General features: G+C 60.2%; 16 protein-coding genes. 7 read left to right on the top strand and 9 right to left on the bottom strand.

The features are described from left to right. Positions 1 to 239 precede the first annotated feature (239 nt). On the bottom strand, positions 240 to 731 hold the full coding sequence (gene rirA, locus ASE94_RS01815; RefSeq protein ID WP_082460750.1) for an iron-responsive transcriptional regulator RirA: 492 nt from the start codon (positions 729 to 731) through the stop codon (positions 240 to 242). Positions 732 to 922: 191 nt separating this feature from the next. On the opposite strand from rirA, the gene ASE94_RS01810 reads away from it, so the two are divergent. Beyond that, positions 923 to 1240, top strand: a complete 318-nt coding sequence (locus tag ASE94_RS01810) for an HU family DNA-binding protein (RefSeq protein ID WP_082460748.1) — start codon at positions 923 to 925, stop codon at positions 1238 to 1240. A 10-nt stretch (positions 1241 to 1250) separates the two neighbouring features. Here the strand turns inward: ASE94_RS01810 and ASE94_RS01805 are convergent, their stop codons facing one another. The 4 genes from ASE94_RS01805 to ASE94_RS01790 all read right to left on the bottom strand — a co-directional run bounded on the left by ASE94_RS01805 (position 1251) and on the right by ASE94_RS01790 (position 4527). Next, entirely contained in the window at positions 1251 to 2522 is a 1272-nt protein-coding gene (locus ASE94_RS01805) for an ROK family transcriptional regulator (protein WP_062628943.1), read from the bottom strand. 169 nt (positions 2523 to 2691) lie between these two features. Continuing rightward, on the bottom strand, positions 2692 to 3630 hold the full coding sequence (locus ASE94_RS01800; protein ID WP_062628942.1) for an aldo/keto reductase: 939 nt from the start codon (positions 3628 to 3630) through the stop codon (positions 2692 to 2694). Then, positions 3602 to 4162 carry a hypothetical protein gene (locus tag ASE94_RS01795; protein WP_062628941.1) on the bottom strand — a complete coding sequence of 187 codons (561 nt, stop codon included), beginning with the start codon at positions 4160 to 4162 and terminating at the stop codon, positions 3602 to 3604. The genes ASE94_RS01800 and ASE94_RS01795 overlap by 29 nt, the downstream gene beginning before the upstream one ends. Then, a complete protein-coding gene (locus ASE94_RS01790) occupies positions 4135 to 4527 on the bottom strand; it encodes a VOC family protein (protein WP_062628980.1) in 393 nt (130 codons plus the stop codon). Before ASE94_RS01790 ends, ASE94_RS01795 begins: the two co-directional genes overlap by 28 nt. A 220-nt stretch (positions 4528 to 4747) precedes the next feature. On the opposite strand from ASE94_RS01790, the gene ASE94_RS01785 reads away from it, so the two are divergent. The 6 genes from ASE94_RS01785 (at position 4748) to ASE94_RS01760 (ending at position 11189) form a co-directional block, all read left to right on the top strand. Next, positions 4748 to 6343 carry an ABC transporter substrate-binding protein gene (locus ASE94_RS01785; protein WP_061911766.1) on the top strand — a complete coding sequence of 532 codons (1596 nt, stop codon included), beginning with the start codon at positions 4748 to 4750 and terminating at the stop codon, positions 6341 to 6343. A gap of 188 nt (positions 6344 to 6531) precedes the next feature. Next, positions 6532 to 7539, top strand: coding sequence for an ABC transporter permease subunit (locus ASE94_RS01780; RefSeq protein ID WP_061911795.1), 1008 nt, complete (start codon positions 6532 to 6534; stop codon positions 7537 to 7539). 1 nt (position 7540) lies between these two features. Next, positions 7541 to 8440, top strand: coding sequence for an ABC transporter permease subunit (locus tag ASE94_RS01775; RefSeq protein WP_061911765.1), 900 nt, complete (start codon positions 7541 to 7543; stop codon positions 8438 to 8440). A 4-nt stretch (positions 8441 to 8444) separates the two neighbouring features. After that, entirely contained in the window at positions 8445 to 9290 is an 846-nt protein-coding gene (locus ASE94_RS01770; RefSeq protein ID WP_061911764.1) for an ABC transporter ATP-binding protein, read from the top strand. After that, positions 9290 to 10120 carry a dipeptide ABC transporter ATP-binding protein gene (locus tag ASE94_RS01765; RefSeq protein WP_061911763.1) on the top strand — a complete coding sequence of 277 codons (831 nt, stop codon included), beginning with the start codon at positions 9290 to 9292 and terminating at the stop codon, positions 10118 to 10120. Before ASE94_RS01770 ends, ASE94_RS01765 begins: the two co-directional genes overlap by 1 nt. A gap of 55 nt (positions 10121 to 10175) precedes the next feature. Further along, positions 10176 to 11189, top strand: a complete 1014-nt coding sequence (locus ASE94_RS01760; RefSeq protein ID WP_062628940.1) for a YihY/virulence factor BrkB family protein — start codon at positions 10176 to 10178, stop codon at positions 11187 to 11189. Positions 11190 to 11195: 6 nt separating this feature from the next. Here the strand turns inward: ASE94_RS01760 and ASE94_RS01755 are convergent, their stop codons facing one another. The 4 genes from ASE94_RS01755 to ASE94_RS01740 all read right to left on the bottom strand — a co-directional run bounded on the left by ASE94_RS01755 (position 11196) and on the right by ASE94_RS01740 (position 17926). Then, entirely contained in the window at positions 11196 to 12227 is a 1032-nt protein-coding gene (locus ASE94_RS01755) for a Gfo/Idh/MocA family oxidoreductase (protein WP_062628939.1), read from the bottom strand. Positions 12228 to 12325: 98 nt separating this feature from the next. Next, entirely contained in the window at positions 12326 to 14923 is a 2598-nt protein-coding gene (locus tag ASE94_RS01750) for an EAL domain-containing protein (RefSeq protein ID WP_244483887.1), read from the bottom strand. Between the two features lie 222 nt (positions 14924 to 15145). Next, on the bottom strand, positions 15146 to 15565 hold the full coding sequence (gene tsaE / locus ASE94_RS01745) for a tRNA (adenosine(37)-N6)-threonylcarbamoyltransferase complex ATPase subunit type 1 TsaE (protein WP_062628938.1): 420 nt from the start codon (positions 15563 to 15565) through the stop codon (positions 15146 to 15148). Beyond that, positions 15566 to 17926, bottom strand: coding sequence for a PAS-domain containing protein (locus ASE94_RS01740; protein WP_244483907.1), 2361 nt, complete (start codon positions 17924 to 17926; stop codon positions 15566 to 15568). Between the last annotated feature and the right edge of the window lie 92 nt (positions 17927 to 18018).

The raw sequence follows: 18018 nt of genomic DNA, 5'->3' as shown, positions 1-18018 counted from the left end.
GCACAGATCAATGTGCCAGTCCTTATCCCGAACCGGGACCCGCTTTGACGACAGTGAAATGAAAGAGGCCGATCAGGACGTTGAGGATCCTGATCGGCCCGGGGAAGACGGCAGCAGCAAGCCCCGTCGTCATTTAGGCGCTGCAGCCCACAGGCCCCACGGGGCCGCTGCACCATGGCCTCTATCAACCATGGTTAAACTTGATTGTCAAACTCATATTTGAGTTTGGCAGTCAGATTTTACGCCGCTGCAATTTCGTTGACGATGTCGCCCTGCGCATTGGCATTGACGGCTTCGGTGGTCGAGAGGCCCAGGCGTTCACGGATCGAGCGCTTCTTGGCCGCGAGATCAGCGATCGTATAGCCGGCCAGAACCTCAAAGAATGCGCCAAGCGCTTCACGCAGCGCGCCATTGAGATCGCATTCGCCAATCAGCGGGCAATCGGCCCCTTCCTCGAAACATTCGGCAAGAGCGAAGTTCTCTTCGGTGAGGCGAATGGTTTCGAGCAGCGTGATCTGGTCGGCAGGCTTGCCCAGCTTGATACCACCATGCCGGCCGCGCACGGTCTGCAAGAGACCATTTTCGACCAGTGGCTTGATCAGCTTGAACAGGAACAACTCGGAAATGCCATAGGCCCGCGCCACCTCGGCAACGCGGCTGAGATCAGGATCGTTGACCGCGCAATAGACCAGAGTGCGGATAGCATAGTTGGATTGGCGGGTCAGTCTCACGAGTGGTCGATCCTTCGCGTTTCAGCGGTCCGGCCAGGACCTCGAAGCGTCATGGCATGGAGTCGCAATTTAAAACCATTCTAAAATAAGTCAACCATATCCTGAACGATCACGTCAGGTTTAAAGGCCCTAAAAGGCGTCTGGACAGAATCTTAACTTCGCAATATGAAGTTAATTAAGGAGACCTCGACGTGCCCGCCACTGTGACCAGAGCCATTGTTACGACCGCAGCGTGCGAGACGACCGGTCTAGCCAAAGCCGATGTGACTGCCATTGGGCAGCGGATGTTCGAATTGATCGGGGACGCGCTCAAAGCAGGCGAAACGGTCAAGCTCACAGGCTTCGGTACGCTTGAAGTCCGTTCGCGCGCCGAGCGCGTCGGTCGCAATCCACGCACAGGCACCGAGCACAAGATCACATCCCGTCACACGGTGATCTTTACCCCAAGCGCCAAGCTGCGGACCGGGCTCGACACATTGAGCAAGACCAAGCTGAAGGCTGCTGAATAACCAAACAGCGTCAGCGCTTGGTTTTTCGACGCTCTTCACCGGTATAGGGCTTCTTGCTTTTCTTCTGCGGCATATCGCTACGAATCTGGTTTTTCTCAAAGAGATTGCGCGAGAAGTAGCGGTGATAGAGCGGCAGCTCTGCTGCTCCGAGAGCGGGCGCCAGCCGGCCAATCGTTCCAGGAACGATTTCGACGCTGCGCCGCTGCGGCAGCAGTGCGAATTCTTCAAGCACCATCCGCGACAGTCGCTCAGTGATTTGAGGCGGCAAGATCGTATCGATCACGGCCAAACGCCCTTCGACCACCGCATTGGCATTGTAGATCACAAGGGCCAGCACCTTGGCGCTTTGGCGCATCCAGGCTTTAAGCACCGGCTCAAGCGCATCCCAATCCCAATCGGCATTGTCGCCAGCCTTGAGGGTAATACCAGCCTCTTGCGCGCGCTTCACCAGCGACGTGACCGAGGCGAAGGCATTGGCGGGCATGGGAATGCCATCTGGTTGCGCCACCAGCATGGCGCCGAGATCGGCCGAATACCCCGAAGGACCCTGCCAAAGACGCCCCTCGCCGATCAACCCGGCACCGAGAAAGGTCGAGACGAGGAGGTAGATGAAGGTTTCTGGACGCGGCGCCGGGCGCGCCACGAGTTCAGCCCAGCAGGCGGCATTGCCGTCATTGAACAGCATGACTGGAAGACCCGTCAGTTGTTCGAGTTCCGCCGCAAAGGCGACGCGCAAGGCGGAAGGAACATTATCGTCTTCCGGAACGCGATTCTCGTCGATGGTAGAAGGCAGGCCAATGCCGATATCGGTCAAGCGTTCGCGCTGTGCCGCGGGCCAATCGCGCACCATCTCCGCGATCGCATCAGCGATTTTGCGCGGTAGAGCGGCGAAGTCTGGTTCTTCGTAACAAAGATGTCGATGTGCGAGGGCTTTGGCGTGGAGATTGATCGCAACGATATCGGCGTGACGCCAGCTTAGTTCGACACCGATGCCGAACGATCCTTCGGCGCGTAGAAAAATGGGCGTCGCCGGCTGGCCCCTCCGGCCGCGCAGCACTTCGCCGCGCACGATGAGGCCCACCGCCTCGATATCGTTGAGAATGGCGGACACGGTCTGCGGCGCAAGGCCCGACATCCGCGCAATTTCGGCATTGGAGAGACCAGGATTAAAACCAACAACAGTGAGCACGGCGCGCTCGTTGGCGCGTCTCAAGCCGTGGTGTTGGAGGCCCCTCGATCCCAGATTAAAGAGATCGATCGTGGGGGCCGCGGAGTCATTCACCCTGGTCTATCCGTTTTTGACATAGGAAAATTGCGGTATCCGCCCCGATTTCAGGCTGGGCAGATACTGGCCGGCGATTCCCCGACCTTGCTTAAATCCATAATGTCAAAGCCGAAAGGCGACGCCAAGCGGCAATCGCCGTTCGTATTATATCGATTGTTATCTAAATTTATGCGCCGGCCTCGGTCAGGCGCTTGTTGGCGTCTTCGCTCAGTTCAATGCGCACACCGCGCGACAGGCTCTTGACCTGCTCGACCGAAGTGGCCGAAGCGATCGGCGCGCTGACGCCGGGTTGCGCGATAAGCCAAGCGAGTGCCACTTCGGATGGCGCGGCATCAAGTTCCTTGCTGACGGCATCGAGCGCCTCAAGGATCTTGAAGCCCTTTTCGTTGAGATACTTTTCGGCGCCACCACCGCGCGGGCTTTTGCTGAAATCGGCCTTCGAGCGATATTTGCCGGTCAAGAATCCTGCGGCGAGGCTGAAATAGGTAATGGCCCCGACCTCGTTCTCAAGAAGGAACGGACGCAAGGCGTCGAACTCGGACCGGTCATAGAGATTATAGAGAGGCTGGGTCACCTCATAGCGTGGCAGGGATTTCACGATGGATGTGTCCTGCGCTTCCTTCATCGCCTCGGGCGAAAAATTGGAGGCGCCGATGACCCGCACCTTGCCGGAACGAACCAGCACATCATAGGCAGCGAGCGTTTCTTCGTGGGTATTCTGATCCGCGGGCCAATGACTGAAATAGAGATCGATATAGTCTGTCTGAAGGCGCTTGAGCGAGGCTTCGACAGCGGTCTTGATCGCGTCAGCCGAAAGCCCCTTGGGGTCGCGACCGGAATTGACCTTGGTGAAAATATGCACGCTTTCGCGGTTGCCGCGCGCCTTGAGCCACTTGCCGATAATGGTTTCGCTCATGCCGGGCGGATTGCCGGGAACCCAGTTGGGATAGCCTTCGGCGGTATCGATGGCGGTAAAGCCTTCATCGACATAGGCATCGAGAATGGAAAAGCCGAGCGTTTCGTCGACGGTCCAGCCGAAGACATTGCCGCCCAGGACGAGCGGTTCGATGACAAGTTCACTGCGGCCGAGTGGGCGACGATTCATTGGGCTTCTCCTTTTCGGGTAAGTCGAAATCAACGCTCGCGGCCGGATTTTGTTCGACGGGCGGCACGCGCGGCGCGCACCAATAGAGCGCTTCGTTGATTGCGGTCATCGAACCGGCAAGGCTGATGAAGGCAAAAGGGGCGTATTCATCCTCGCCATGCCGGAGATAAACGAAGGTGCCGTTCCGCAGGCGATCGAGCAGGGTTTCGGCGTTTTCCGTGATCTTGCCGCCATAGGGCCCCGTGGAGGCTTCGGCCATAAAGCGCATGTCTTCACGATCGAGCGTCATGGTCCACATGCCCGGCCCACCACCAAAGCGGTTGGTGTGGATATAAAGCCCGGTCGAAAAGTCATCCTCGCAGCGCACGACGAGGCAAGTATGTTGCGCGGCCGTCGCATCGCGATCGCAGCCCATGGCCGCGCGATCACCCTCGCCCGGCAGTGGCGAAAAGCCCCAGCCCGGCGTTTCGCCCAAGGCAGGCGCCGAAAGGGCAAAAAGAGCGATCAGCGCCGCGGCTCGATGAGATCCCATTTGTTTCCGTAAAGATCCTCAAAGACGGCGACCGAGCCATAGGCTTCGTGGCGGGGCGCTTCGAGAAAGGTGACGCCCTTCTCGCTCATGGCCGCAAAGTCGCGCGCAAAATGGTCGGTTTCAAGAAAGAGCGCGACGCGGCCGCCCGCCTGATTGCCGATGGCTGCGCTTTGTTCAGCTCCATCCGCCTTGGCGAGCAGAAGCTGAGCACCACTTCCGCCAGCCGGCGCCACGAGCACCCAGCGCTTGTCAGGCCCCAGAGCCTGATCGGCTACAAGCGTGAAGCCGAGCTTCTCGCAATAAAAGGCGATGGCTTCGTCATAGTCGGCCACAAGCAGAGACAGGGTCGCGATTTTCTGGGTCATAAGACAATCGATCATCTTGGCAAGGGCGCGGTCAAGCGCCATCATGCGCCGAACGGATTTCGAATCTTCCGTCCAATCCTGTGGAAAGGCTTTTGACCGCCACAGGATTGACCAAATGGTCAACTTCCCCCATTGCGCATCCGAAAAAACTAGGCTTTTGTGTCGCCAAGCCTCTGGACGGGAACGCCGGAGCGCGCAAAATCTTCGGGAGACACCAATAATGAAATTGATGAAAACCCTTCTGGCCGCGACTGCAATGGTGGCTCTTGCCGCCGGCGCCGCACAGGCCAAGCAGCTGGTTTATTGCTCGGAAGCCTCTCCGGCCCACTTCGACCCCGGACCGCTGACCGGTGGTAACGACTTCGACGCTTCCTCGCACACGATCTATAACCGCCTCGTCGATTTCAAGCCAGGCACGACCGAAGTCGTTCCGGCCCTCGCCGAGAGCTGGGAAATCTCCGAAGACGGCAAGGTCTACACCTTCAAGCTCCGTCCGGGCGTGAAATTCCACACCCAGCCCTACTTCACCCCGACCCGCGACCTGACCGCTGACGACGTCGTCTTCTCGTTCATGCGCCAGATGGATGAAGAGAGCCCCTGGTTCAACTATCTCGAAGGCATGACCTGGGACTATTTCCAGGGCATGGATATGCCCAAGTACATCGAATCCATCGAAGCGGTCGATGACCTCACCGTCAAGCTGACGCTGACCGAACCGAACGCACCGATGCTGGCAAACCTTGCGATGGACTTCGCTGCCATCGTCTCGAAGGAATATGCCGATCAGCTCGAAGCTTCGGGTGATCTGGCTGCCTTCTCGACCCAGCCTGTCGGCACCGGTCCCTTCCAGTTCGTCGACTACCAGCTCGACACCGTCATCCGCTACGCCGCATTCCCCGACTATTGGGAAGGCAAGCAGCCGATCGACGACCTGATCTTCGCCATCACGACCGACGCTTCGGTGCGTGCCCAGCGCCTCCTCGCCGGTGAATGCGATATCATGCCCTACCCGGCTCCCGCCGATCTCGAAACGCTCCAGGCCGACGAGAAATTGACGGTTCAGGAAGGCGAAGGCCTCAATATCGGCTACCTCGCCTACAACACGACTGAAGCGCCGTTCGACAATCCGGACGTCCGCAAGGCACTGACCATGGCCATCGACAAGCAGGCCATCATCGACGCGGTCTACCAGGGTGCCGGCCAGGACGCCAAGAACCTGATCCCGCCCACCATGTGGTCCTATGACGAGGCAACCGCTGCCGACGTCTATGATCCGGAAAAGGCCAAGGAGATGCTGGAAGCTGCCGGCGTCACCAACCTGACCACCGATCTCTGGGCCATCCCGGTTTCGCGTCCCTACAACCCGAACGGCCAGCGTATGGCTGAACTGATCCAGTCCGACTGGGCCAAGGTTGGCGTCACCGCCAATATCGTGACCTATGAATGGACCGAATATCGTGAGCGCGGCAAGCAGGCCGACCGCAAGGGTCCGTTCATGATCGGTTGGACCGGCGACAATGGTGATCCGGACAACTTCTTCGCAACCCTCTTCTCGTGCTCGGCCATCGGCGTCTCGAACTATTCGAGCTGGTGCAATGACGACTTCGAGGCTGCGATCCAGGCTGCCAAGACCACCAGCGACCAGGAAGAGCGCATCAAGCTCTACACCACCGCTCAGGAAGTCTTCAAAGCTGAAGAACCCGCACTGACCATCGCGCACTCCAAGGTCTTCATGCCGATGAACAAGCGCGTTCTCAACTACACGCTGAGCCCTCTCGGCACCCACAGCTTCAAGTATGTGGACGTCGCTGAGTAAGGCTTAACGCCGCAAGCAAACAGGAGCCTCGATCCGGCTAAAAACCGGAGCGGGGCTCCGCTTTTAAGAGCAAGAGCTGAGCCAGGCAGGCCGATAACGGCCGCCTCAAGGATCAGCCGAAACAGGAAACGGGACTAAGCCAGCTCGCCGCGAAGCGGTGGGCTGGCACCCCAAGGGCAAGGCCCAACATGCTGAACTACATCCTGCGCCGCGTTGCGCTCCTGGTGCCGACCATTATCGGCATTTCCATCTGCGCCTTCGCCTTTGTCCGCGTGCTTCCCGGCGATCCGATCCTCGCCATGGCGGGGCAACATGGCGTGACGCCCGAGCGCTACGAAATCCTGCGCGAGCAGTTCGGCTACAACCTGCCGATCTGGCAGCAATATTTCAATTATCTCTGGAGCGTGATGCAGGGCGATTTCGGGATTTCGCTCGCGACCAAGCGCCCAGTCCTGACCGAATTCATGACGCTCTTCCCGGCAACGATCGAGCTGGCGCTTTCCGCCATGTTCCTTGCCGTCATCATCGGCATTCCCGCCGGCATCTTTGCAGCGGTCAAGCGCGGCTCGTGGTTCGATCAGTTCACCATGGGCGTGGCGTTGACCGGCTACTCCATGCCGATCTTCTGGTGGGGCCTTCTCCTCATCATCTTCTTTTCCGGCTATCTCGGCTGGACCCCGGTTTCGGGCCGTATCGCCCTAACCTTCTTCCTGCGGCCGATCACTGGCTTCATGCTGATCGACACGCTGCTCTACGGCAATTGGCCCGCCTTCGTGTCGGCCCTCCGGCACCTGATCCTGCCCGCCATCGTCCTCGGCACCATTCCGCTCGCCGTCATCGCGCGCCAGACCCGTTCGGCCATGCTCGAAGTGCTCGGCGAAGATTATGTCCGCACGGCTAAGGCCAAGGGCATGTCGCCCAATCGCGTCGTCAACGTACATGCCCTCAGGAATGCGTTGATCCCCGTCGTCACGACGATCGGCCTTCAGGTCGGCCTGCTCCTCGGCGGCGCGATCCTGACCGAAACCATTTTCACCTGGCCCGGTATCGGCAAGTGGATGATCGATTCCATTTCCAAGCGCGACTATGTCGTCGTGCAGTCCGGCCTCCTGATCATCGCGCTCATCGTCATGGCGGTGAACCTGATCGTCGACCTTCTCTACGCGCTGATCAATCCGCGCATCCGGGTGCAGTAACATGGCAACCACCACTCCTACCGTTGGCACCACCAAGCCGGTCTCCGGTCTCCGCGAATTCTGGTTCTATTTCTCAGTCAATCGCGGCGCCGTCATCGGCCTAACTGTTTTCACGATCCTGCTCTTTGTCGCGATCTTCGCGCCGCTGATCGCCCCCCATCTGCCGGACGCGCAGTATCGCGATGCGCTCCTGAAGCCACCGATCTGGGACGCAAATTCGGATCCGCGCTTCATCCTCGGCACCGATCCCGTCGGCCGTGACATTCTCTCGCGCCTCATTCACGGCGCGCGCTATTCGCTCTTCATCGGCTTTTTCGTCGTCATCGGCGCGCTGGTCGTCGGCGTCCTCCTCGGCGTGCTCGCAGGCTACTTCCGCGGCTGGGTCGACGCGCTGATCATGCGCATCATGGATATCATCCTCGCCTTCCCGCCCTTGCTGCTGGCGCTTGTTCTCGTGGCCATCCTCGGCCCCGGCCTCTTCAACGCGATGATCGCCATTGCGCTCGTCCTGCAGCCGCACTTTGCCCGCCTCGTGCGCGCCGCGGTCATGGCCGAGAAGAACCGGGAATATGTCACCGCCGCCAAGCTGTCCGGTGCTGGTCACTTCCGCCTGATGCTGATCACCATCCTCCCCAATTGTCTCGGCCCCTTGATCGTCCAGGCCACGCTGAGCTTCTCCAACGCCATCCTCGAGGCTGCCGCCCTCGGCTTCCTCGGCATGGGCGCACAGCCGCCAACGCCGGAATGGGGCACGATGCTGGCATCTGCGCGCGAGTTCATCCTCAAGGCGCCATGGGTCGTTACCTTTCCTGGCCTTGCCATCCTCATCACCGTTCTCGCCATCAATCTCATCGGCGACGGCCTGCGCGACGCGCTCGATCCAAAGCTGAAGAGGAGCTGAGACCATGTCCCTTCTCGAAATCAAAAATCTCACCGTCGCCTTCGATACCTCTGCCGGCCTCTTCAAGGCCGTCGATGGCATTGATATCTCCGTCGATGCCCGCGAAGTTCTCGCCATCGTCGGCGAAAGCGGCTCGGGCAAATCTGTGGCCATGCTCGCGACCATGGGCCTCCTGCCCTCGACCGCGACCGTGACGGCCGATGTCATGACCTTTAATGGCCGCGACCTTCTCAAGATGCCGGAAGCGGAACGGCGCAAGATCATCGGCAAGGACATTGCCATGATCTTCCAGGAGCCCATTGCAAGCCTCAATCCCTGCTTCACCGTCGGCTTCCAGATCGGCGAAGTGCTCGAAAAGCACTTGGGCCTCCGTGGCCGCGCGGCGCATGACCGCGCGCTCGAACTGCTGCGCCAGGTCGGCATTCGCGATGCTGCCGATAAGCTCAAGGCCTTCCCGCATCAAATGTCGGGCGGGCAATGCCAGCGCATCATGATTGCCATGGCCATCGCCTGCAATCCGACGCTGCTGATCGCTGACGAGCCGACCACAGCGCTCGACGTGACCATCCAGAAGCAGATCCTCGATCTCCTGGTCCGCCTCCAGGAACAGACCGGCATGGCGCTGATCATGATCACCCATGACATGGGCGTCGTGGCAGAAACGGCCGACCGCGTGATCGTCCAATATAAGGGTCGCAAGATGGAAGAAGCCGACGTGCTCTCCCTCTTTGAAAATCCGCAATCGAACTACACGCAGGCGCTGCTTTCGGCGCTGCCGGAAAACGCTGTCGGCGATCGCCTGCCGACCGTCTCCGACATGCTGTTCCAAGCCGCGCCCGGAGCACGCTGATGACGACACCGGTTCTCGAAGTCCGCGACCTCAAGCGCGACTACATCACCTCCCAGGGCTTTCTTCGTCCGGCTAAGGTGCTCCACGCCGTCAAGGGCGTCAGCTTCACGCTCGAAAAGGGCAAAACCCTTGCCGTTGTGGGCGAAAGCGGCTGTGGCAAGTCGACCCTTGCCCGCATGATCACACTGATCGATCCACAGACCTCTGGCGAAATCCTCATCGACGGCATTCCGGCAAGCGCTGCGCATGTCACCAAGGAACTGCGCCAAAAGGTCCAGATCGTCTTTCAAAATCCTTATGGCTCACTCAATCCGCGCCAGAAGATCGGCGACGTGCTGGCCGAACCGCTCTTGCTGAACACCGACATGTCGGCCGCCGAACGGCGCGAAAAAGCCATGGCCATGCTGATCAAGGTCGGCCTGCAACCAGAGCACTACAACCGCTATCCGCACATGTTCTCGGGCGGCCAACGCCAGCGCATCGCCATCGCGCGCGCGCTGATGCTCAACCCGAGTTTCCTCGTGCTCGACGAGCCGGTTTCCGCGCTCGATCTCTCTGTGCAGGCCCAGATTCTCAATCTTTTGAAGGATCTGCAGGACGAGTTTGGCCTCACCTATGTCTTCATCAGTCACGACCTTTCGGTCGTGCGCTACATCGCTGATGAAGTCATGGTCATGTACTTTGGCGACGTCGTCGAACACGGCACCCGCGAGGCGGTTTTTGCGGCGCCACAGCACGAATATACCAAGACGCTTTTTGCCGCGACGCCCAAGGCCGATGTCGAGCACATCCGCGCCCGCATCGCCCGTAAGAAAGCATTGACCGCATAATGCATGATTGCCGATACGGCGCGGAGCCAAGCGCTTCGCGCCGCGTTGTGCGAACATGTCTATTGCGTCGAAAAAATCTCGCCCCAAACGCCGTGATCGCGGTCGCCGCGCCAGAACGCCGATCGCCATTCCGTGGCGCGGCTGGCGCGATATAGTTTATCGGCTTTTCGTCGGCTTCAACGACAACCGGATTCTGCTTACGGCCGCGGGCGTCACCTTCTTTCTGCTCTTTGCGCTCGTACCCTCGCTCAGTCTTTTCGTCTCGAGCTATGGGCTTCTCAACGATCCAGCGGGCGTGATCGAACAGCTTAATTTGCTCGAGGGTTTGGTCCCCGGCGATGGCCTCGAAATCATCCGCGAGCAATTGGTCCGGCTGACGACCGAAACCAATGCCTCGCTTGGCTTTGCGCTGCTGATCTCCCTCGGTCTTGCCCTTTGGGGCGCCAGCGCCGGTATCAAGGCGTTTTTCGAGGCGATGAACATCGTCTATGGCGAGCGCGAAAAGCGCAGTTTCATTCGCATCAACCTGCTGGCGCTCTGCTTTGTTCTCGGTGCCCTGCTGTTGCTGGTGGTCGTCCTTGGCGCCGTGCTCGTCATGCCGGTGCTGCTGCATTATCTCGCGCTTGGCCGGTTCGAATGGCTGGTGCGCGCCGGCTCCTATGCCATCATGCTCACAACGCTCGTCATTGCCCTCTCAGCCATCTATCGCTGGGGGCCGAGCCGGCAGGAGGCGCAGTGGCGTTGGGTCACGCCGGGGAGCCTCTTTGCGACCTTTGGCATCATGGTGATGTCGGCCGGCTTTTCATGGTATGCGGCCAATTTTTCAAACTACAATGCGACCTATGGTTCGCTTGGCGCACTGATCGGTCTGCTCACCTGGATCTGGTTCTCGGTGACGATCGCCATTCTGGGCGGGGCCCTCAATTCCGAGCTCGAACATCAAACTGCGATCGACTCGACGACCGGCGAGCCGGCGCCCCTCGGTGCGCGCGGCGCCTATGTCGCCGATACCCTTGGCGAGACATGGCCGGAGAGCGAGGGCAAAGGCGGTAGCCCGTCCCCCGCCTGAAACGCCTCAGAGGGTGACGCGCTTGCCCTCGCGCGAAGACGCGATCAAAGCGTCGATGAGCCGATGGACCCGCAGCGCCGTCGCTCCGGTCGAGACCGGCTGGCGGCCCGATTGTACCGCGTCGGCAAAATCGGCGATCTGATCCATGTGCCAATCGAAGGGGAAGGCCATGGGGTCTGCTCCACCGCCACTGCTGCTCGCTTCGCCGACGACCTCTTCCCGACCATCGAACCAGCGCAGGGTGAGATTGCCGCCGGTCAGCGTCGCGCTGGCTTTCTCGAAGTTGAGCACCAGGCTCTCTGCCCCGCCCGGGAAATTTGCCGTCGTCGCCATCAGCGCGCCCACCGCACCATTGGCAAATTCGATGCCGCCAGCGACGAAATCTTCGGTTTCCATCTGGTGGAAGCCAGTGGTCGCGGCGAGGGCCGTGACAGCTTTTGCCGGCCCCGTCAGGCTCAGCATCAAGTCGAGCGAGTGAATGGCCTGGGTGATCAGCACCCCACCGCCATCCTGAGCAAAGGTCCCCCGGCCGGGCTTGTCATAATACCCAACCTGCGGGCGCCACCACGGCACGACGAGATGGGCCGAAAACAGCGCGCCAAGCTCACCGCTCGCAACCTTGGCCGCCAAAGCTTTCGATGCCGCGCGAAAACGATGCTGGAAGATGATCCCAAGCGTCACGCTGGCCTTTTCGCAGATCGCGACAATCCGCGCGGCAGCATCCGTCGTCCGTTCAACCGGCTTTTCCATGAGGATATGCTTGCCAGCCTTCGCCGCCGCTTCTACCAGTTCCTCGCGCGCATTGGGCGGGGTCAGGATCAGGATGGCGTCGATTTCGGGATCGGCCAGCATGGCCTCGTAGCTCTCGGCGGTGGGAAAATCATAGGCCTCGCAAAACTGCTGCAATGCTGCCGCATCGCGCCGCCAAACGCCCCGCACCTCGATGCTGTCACGGAGCGCATCGAGCGCCTGCGCATGCGGTTTCGCAGCCATGCCGGCGCCCACCACGCCCAGTCCAAACTTTTTCGATTGCGCCATGGCCGGCCCCTTTGCGTTCCATACAAGATCGTGGAAATCGCAATAGCCAATTTCGCTGCCGTTGTCGCGCCCTCTTGTGACGCAGCTATACCGCCGGATTACCCGGCGTGCCGCCAGGCGTTCCGGCCGAGGAATTCCTCGAAGGCTTCGCGGGACATGGGCTTGGCGAAGGCATAGCCCTGCAAGATGTCGCAACCGAGATCGCGGAGGATGCGTGCATGCTCCATGCTTTCGACGCCCTCGGCAACAATTTCGATATCCATGGACTTGCCGATATCGACGATGGAGGCAACAAGCCGCCGCTGACTGGCTTCCGTGGTGATTGGATCGACCAGAAGCCGATCGATCTTCAACCGGCGCGGCCGCAGCTTTTGCAGCGAAACGATGGATGCATATCCGGTGCCGAAATCGTCGATCTCCACATCGATCCCAAGCGCTTTGATCTGGTCGATATTCCACGCGACGATGCCGTCGCTCTCGTCGAGATAGATCGATTCCACCAGCTCGAACGCAACGCGGTCGGGCGGAATGTCCATATCCCTTAAGGTCGACACCAACCCCTCATCATGGAGCCGCCTCTGCGAGACGTTGACAGACACGCGTGGCACACCCAATCCGAGCTTGTCCCACCGGGCGAGATCGTCCAGCGATTGGCGCAGAATGGCGTGGTCGATCGCGGCGACCACGCTCAATTCCTCCGCAACAGCCATAAAACTGTCCGGCGCACGTAGACCCTTGGTCGGGTGCTGCCAGCGCGCGAGGGCCTCCACGCCAACCACATCGAGCGTCTTGGCGCAGAATTGCGGCTGGTAATAGGGAATGAAATCTTGCCTTTCGAGACTAGTCAGGATTTCGTCGGCCACGCGCTTGGTCTTGACGACCTCGGCCTGCAGTTCGGCGGAGAAGAATTCGAAGCGGTTACGGCCCCGGCCTTTCGCCCGATAGAGCGCGATATCGGCATTGATCAGCAGTTGCTCGATATCGATGTCGGGCACCATGGCCGTGGCAATACCGACGCTGACACCACAGCGGCATTCGTGGCCCTCGTGGTAGAGCGGCTTGCGCATGGCTTCAACGATGCGCGCCGCAAGACGGGCCAGGCTCTCCTCGCCATGCCGGTTGCTCGAAAGCACCACGAACTCGTCGCCACCGATGCGCGCCACAAAATCGTCCTCGCGGCAGGAGTCGCGCAAGACCGCGCTCGCATGCACAAGCATAGCGTCGCCAGCCGCATGGCCAAGTGTATCGTTGATCTGCTTGAACCGATCGAGGTCGATGTGCAGCAGCGCGATCGTGCCGCTGTCACGGTAGCCAAGCTCAGCATGACGGCGCAGCGTTTCGTCGAGAAAGCGCCGATTGGGCAGGCCCGTCAGGCTATCGTGCAGCGCATTATATTCGATCCGCACGCGTACCGCTTCGAGCTCGGCATTGCGCGCTTCGGTCAGCGCATTGGCGCTCCGCAGGTCTTCATTGCGCAGGACCTCGGCCGTGACGTCCCAATTGACGCCCATGACCTTTTCGCCGTCCCCTTCCTTGAGCGTGATAGCGATGGAGCGGATGTGGCGAAGCGTGCCATCGGGCAAGAGTACGCGATAGACCGATTCATAACGGCCATTGGCGATCGAATCCTGGAATTCCCGCTCGGCTCGCGCTTGGTCCTCGGGATGGACGACCTTTTGCCAATGGTCGTGGGTGCGGCCGGTACTATCCGGCGGCATGCCGTAGATTTCGTTGGTTCGCGCATCCCAGACTTCGTCTCCCGTGGCCATGTCGAGCTCCCAAAGCCCAACCTTGGAGGTTTCGAGCGCCAGGTTGAGCCGCTGGGTCAATTGGGTCAGCGCCAGTTGGCGATCCTTGAGCTGGCCGATATGCTCCTGGCGCTGGGCCATCAGCCTGCCGGTAATCCAGAACGGAAAGAGGATGAGAATACCGGCGAGAATGATACCGCCGCGCATAAAAAGCTGCATCGGCGTCGACTGTTGCCATCCGCCGCGCGGCACCGCCTGAATCTGCCAGCTACCGGACGGCAGGGTGACATCGGCAACCACCGGATTGAGTGCCGACACATTCGTCCCAAAGAACGGCAGGCCCGCCTTGCCTTGCCCGTCTTGTCCAATGATCGAGATTTCGAGGTCCTTGGCGGCCGAATAGACGCCGCTATCGCCATAGAGGCGATCGACATCGACCACGGCTGAAACGACGCCCCAGAATCGGCGCCCCTCGCCTTCCCCCACAAAGACCGGAAACCGTCCGACAAAGCCGCGTCCGCCCTGAACAAGATTGACCGGCCCGGCCAGCACCAGTTCGCCAGTTTCAAGCACGCGCTCGATAGCCGCCCATTGGTCGGGAACTTGGCGATAATCGAGCCCGATCGCCTTTTGGTTGGCAATGCGGGGATAGGTCATGCGAATGACGAGATCAGGCGCGGCCGCGACCGAACGCAACTGGCCCGTGCCGACGAACAGGTTCTTGACCAGTTCATCAAACCGCGCCTGATCCATATCCGGCTCGGTGGCAATCACGGACACAAGTCCGCGCATCAACTGGATATTGCTCGAGACCTGGCCTTCAAGCTTGGCCCGGATCACTGAAATCTGGCTCAGCACCTCTGAACGCATGCGTTCCTGGCTGATGGTCGTTGCCTGCTTGTCGACAACAATCCCGGCAATGATGACCACGATGATGGCGATCAGCATGGGCAAAGTGCCCGTTCGTCGCCAATTCCACAGGTTCTGCCGAAGGACTGTTCCGACCATGACGCCCTAAAAGTTATGGCCGGATTTCGGCCTTAACTCAGATTAGCGTGTCAGCTCTTGATCAGATCGTTACGAACCGTGACCAAATCGAGGCGTGGTAAACGGCTGGCAAAGAAATCGGCAGCCGTAAGCTACCGTGAGCGCTGAAAATTCAATCAGGCTTTACTGGCGTCGCAAGCTCAGCGCCCGGCCTTCGCCACCCGGAGGAATGGCAAGCGTAATGATGATTGTTGCCGCGTCTTGGACATGAGGCGCTTTTTCCGCCCATTCGACAAAGACCACGCCATTATCGGTATCGAGGAGACCGAGCTCGTCGGCTTCCGCAGCATCGCCGAGGCGGTAAAGATCGGCATGCAGAACAGGCCCGGCCGGCGTTTCATAGGGCTGCACGAGAGCAAACGTGGGCGATGGCACTTCAAGGTCGGCATCTCTTGCCAAAGCCCTGATCGTCGCCCGTGCTAGCGCCGATTTACCGGCACCCAGTTCACCTTCCAGGCTAACGATGTCTCCTGGCCGCAGCATCACAGCGAGTTCCTGACCAAAAGCTGAGGTAGCGTCGTCGTCGGCGAGGTAACGCTGCATTTATTCGGCTACGCCAGCAAGGGCGCTGTCACGGGGAAAGTTGACGACGATGCGGCTACCACGCGGTTCGCGCTGCTCGGCCGAGATCGTCCCCCCATGAAGATTGACGAATGTCCGCACGATGGAAAGACCGAGTCCGGCCCCGCGCATACGTCCGCCTGCCCCCGGAGAATCGAGACGGCTGAGAATGGCCGATCGCAATTCGTCGGTCAGGCCCGGACCCTCGTCTTCGATGATAAAGAGCATGCGGTCGGCGCGATGCGATACCGAAAGCCGGATCTCGCCATTGGGCGGCGAGAACCGCGCAGCATTGGAGAGGAGATTATACAGCACCTGCACGATGCGCGTCCCATCGGCGATAAATTCGGGCAGGTCCGGTTCGACATAGACGACGAGGTTGGTGCCATTGCCGGTAATTTCCGGAAAAGTCGCGGAGAGTCCGGCCTTGGCCTTATCGATCAGTTGCGGAACGCTGAGCGTTTCGGGATTAAGCTCGGCAATCCCGGCATCGACCGAAGCTAGATCGAGAATATTGTCGATAAGCACGCCCAGCGTAACCGACGAGGCCCTGATATATTCGATATAGGCCTTTTGGCGTTCATTGAGCGTGTCGCCCTCGGTCCCCGCGAGGAGATCGGCAAAGCCGATGATATTGGTCAGCGGGCTCCGCAACTCGTAGGACACGTTTTCGACGAAGGCGTCCTTAAGGCGATCTGCAGTGACGAGCGCATCATTGCGCTCCTTGAGCACCTTGGAATAGCTCGCGCTTTCGGTGACATCGAGAAAGGTCATCATCGTCTGGCCATCGGGCAGGCGCGTGATGGCATAGTCGAGCAAACGCCCATCGGCGCGCTCGATGCGCCCGGCCTTATCGGTTCTGGTCGGATTGAGGTCGATGATATTGCGTTTGAGATCGTGCCAGATCTTGGCGCCATCCTGCAGCACCTTGCCCGACGCATCGGCCAATTGATCGATATGGGGATTGGCGTCGAGGATGTTCATCGGCAGCTTGAAGAGCGCCGACAGCCGTGGATTGGACAGGGCGAGGCGACCGTTGGTGCCGAACACCGCCACAGCCTCGGAGAGCGCGTTGATGGTTTCGCGCTGCACATTGGTCATGGCCTTATTGGCCGATTCAAGTTTGAGGCGCTCGGTAATGTCTTCAAAGACATAGATCACGCCGCCCTGGGCGCCGGCTGGCGCGGAAATCACCTTGATCGTCCGGCCGTCGGGCAGATGCCAGGGCTCAGCCTCGAAGGGCTCCTTGCGGTTGTAGGAGTCGAGGTGCTTGGTCCGCCAGGTGTGATAATCGACCTGATTGGGCAGCATGCCCTCGGTGCGGAGCTTGTCGAGAATGGCCCGCTCATCAAGACCAAGAGCCAAAAATTTGCGATCGAGATTCCAGATCGCCGCATAAGCAGGATTAAACTGCACCAGTTCGCGCCGCGCGTTGAAAATGGCGATGGGCGTCGCGAGGGCATCGATGATGCCGGCGATATGAGCAAGGCTTGGCTCGCCGGCCTTTTCCGCCGGGACTGGTTCGGTGCCCGACAAACGGCGCAGGTAACCCGCGCGGCCATCGGCGACCGGAATATCGATCAGCTCGAAATTTCCCGCCTTGCCAAGCGAGATGCGCTGGCGCTGCGGTTCGCTATTGGTGCGGCAGGCCGCCAGATGCGCGTCGAGATCGCGACCATCCAAGATTTCGGCAGGAGCCTCGGCCGAGCCTGTTTTGCCCAAACCCGCGCACAGTTCGAGATAAGCAGGGTTGGCAAAGACCAGGCGGCCGGACACATCGCGCAAGAATGCCGGCGTCGAAAGCAGTTTGAGGACTGCAAGCACACTGCCGCGATCGGCGCCTTCGGCGGCCAGACGGTCTTCGGCGTCATTCTGCGCTTGTGAAAAGGCCGGGCGCAGACGAAGAGCGGCGCCACCGCCAGCAAGCCAGCCGGTTGCGCGGACAATGCGTCCGTCGAGCGACTTGATGCTGGCCGAAAAACTATGGCCGTCGACGCGCAGGCGCTCGACGAGAATGGAGAGGCGCTCTGCCTCGCTGCCACTGAGCCACGTATCGAAATTGAGAACGCTTTCGGCGCGGCGGCCGGGCGGCAAGACCGCTGCAGGCTGCCCCAGAAGCCGCGGCGCGACGCCAGCCTGCTCGGGCCAGACGACGGTCAGCTCGCGGCTGCCACCGATGAGATTTTCATAATCGTCGACCAAGGCGCGCAAATCGGCGATTTGGGCGCGGGCCTTGCCTTGAGCCAGCTTGCCGTCGCGCAACAGCGTGCGCAACAGGGTCACGGCGACAAGGGCGAAGCCACCTGCACCAATGGCCACGGCGACGGGTACAATGCCGCCCATATTTGCCACTGAAGCACTCTGCGCGAAGGCTGGGACTGCCATTGTCAGAGTTAAGGGGACGGACGCAAAACTTGCGAATCCCCAATGCTTCC

This window comes from Devosia sp. Leaf64, from assembly GCF_001421945.1.
GTDB lineage: Bacteria > Pseudomonadota > Alphaproteobacteria > Rhizobiales > Devosiaceae > Devosia.
Note: the sequence above shows the minus strand (reverse complement) of the source record. Positions and strands in the feature narration are given on the sequence as shown.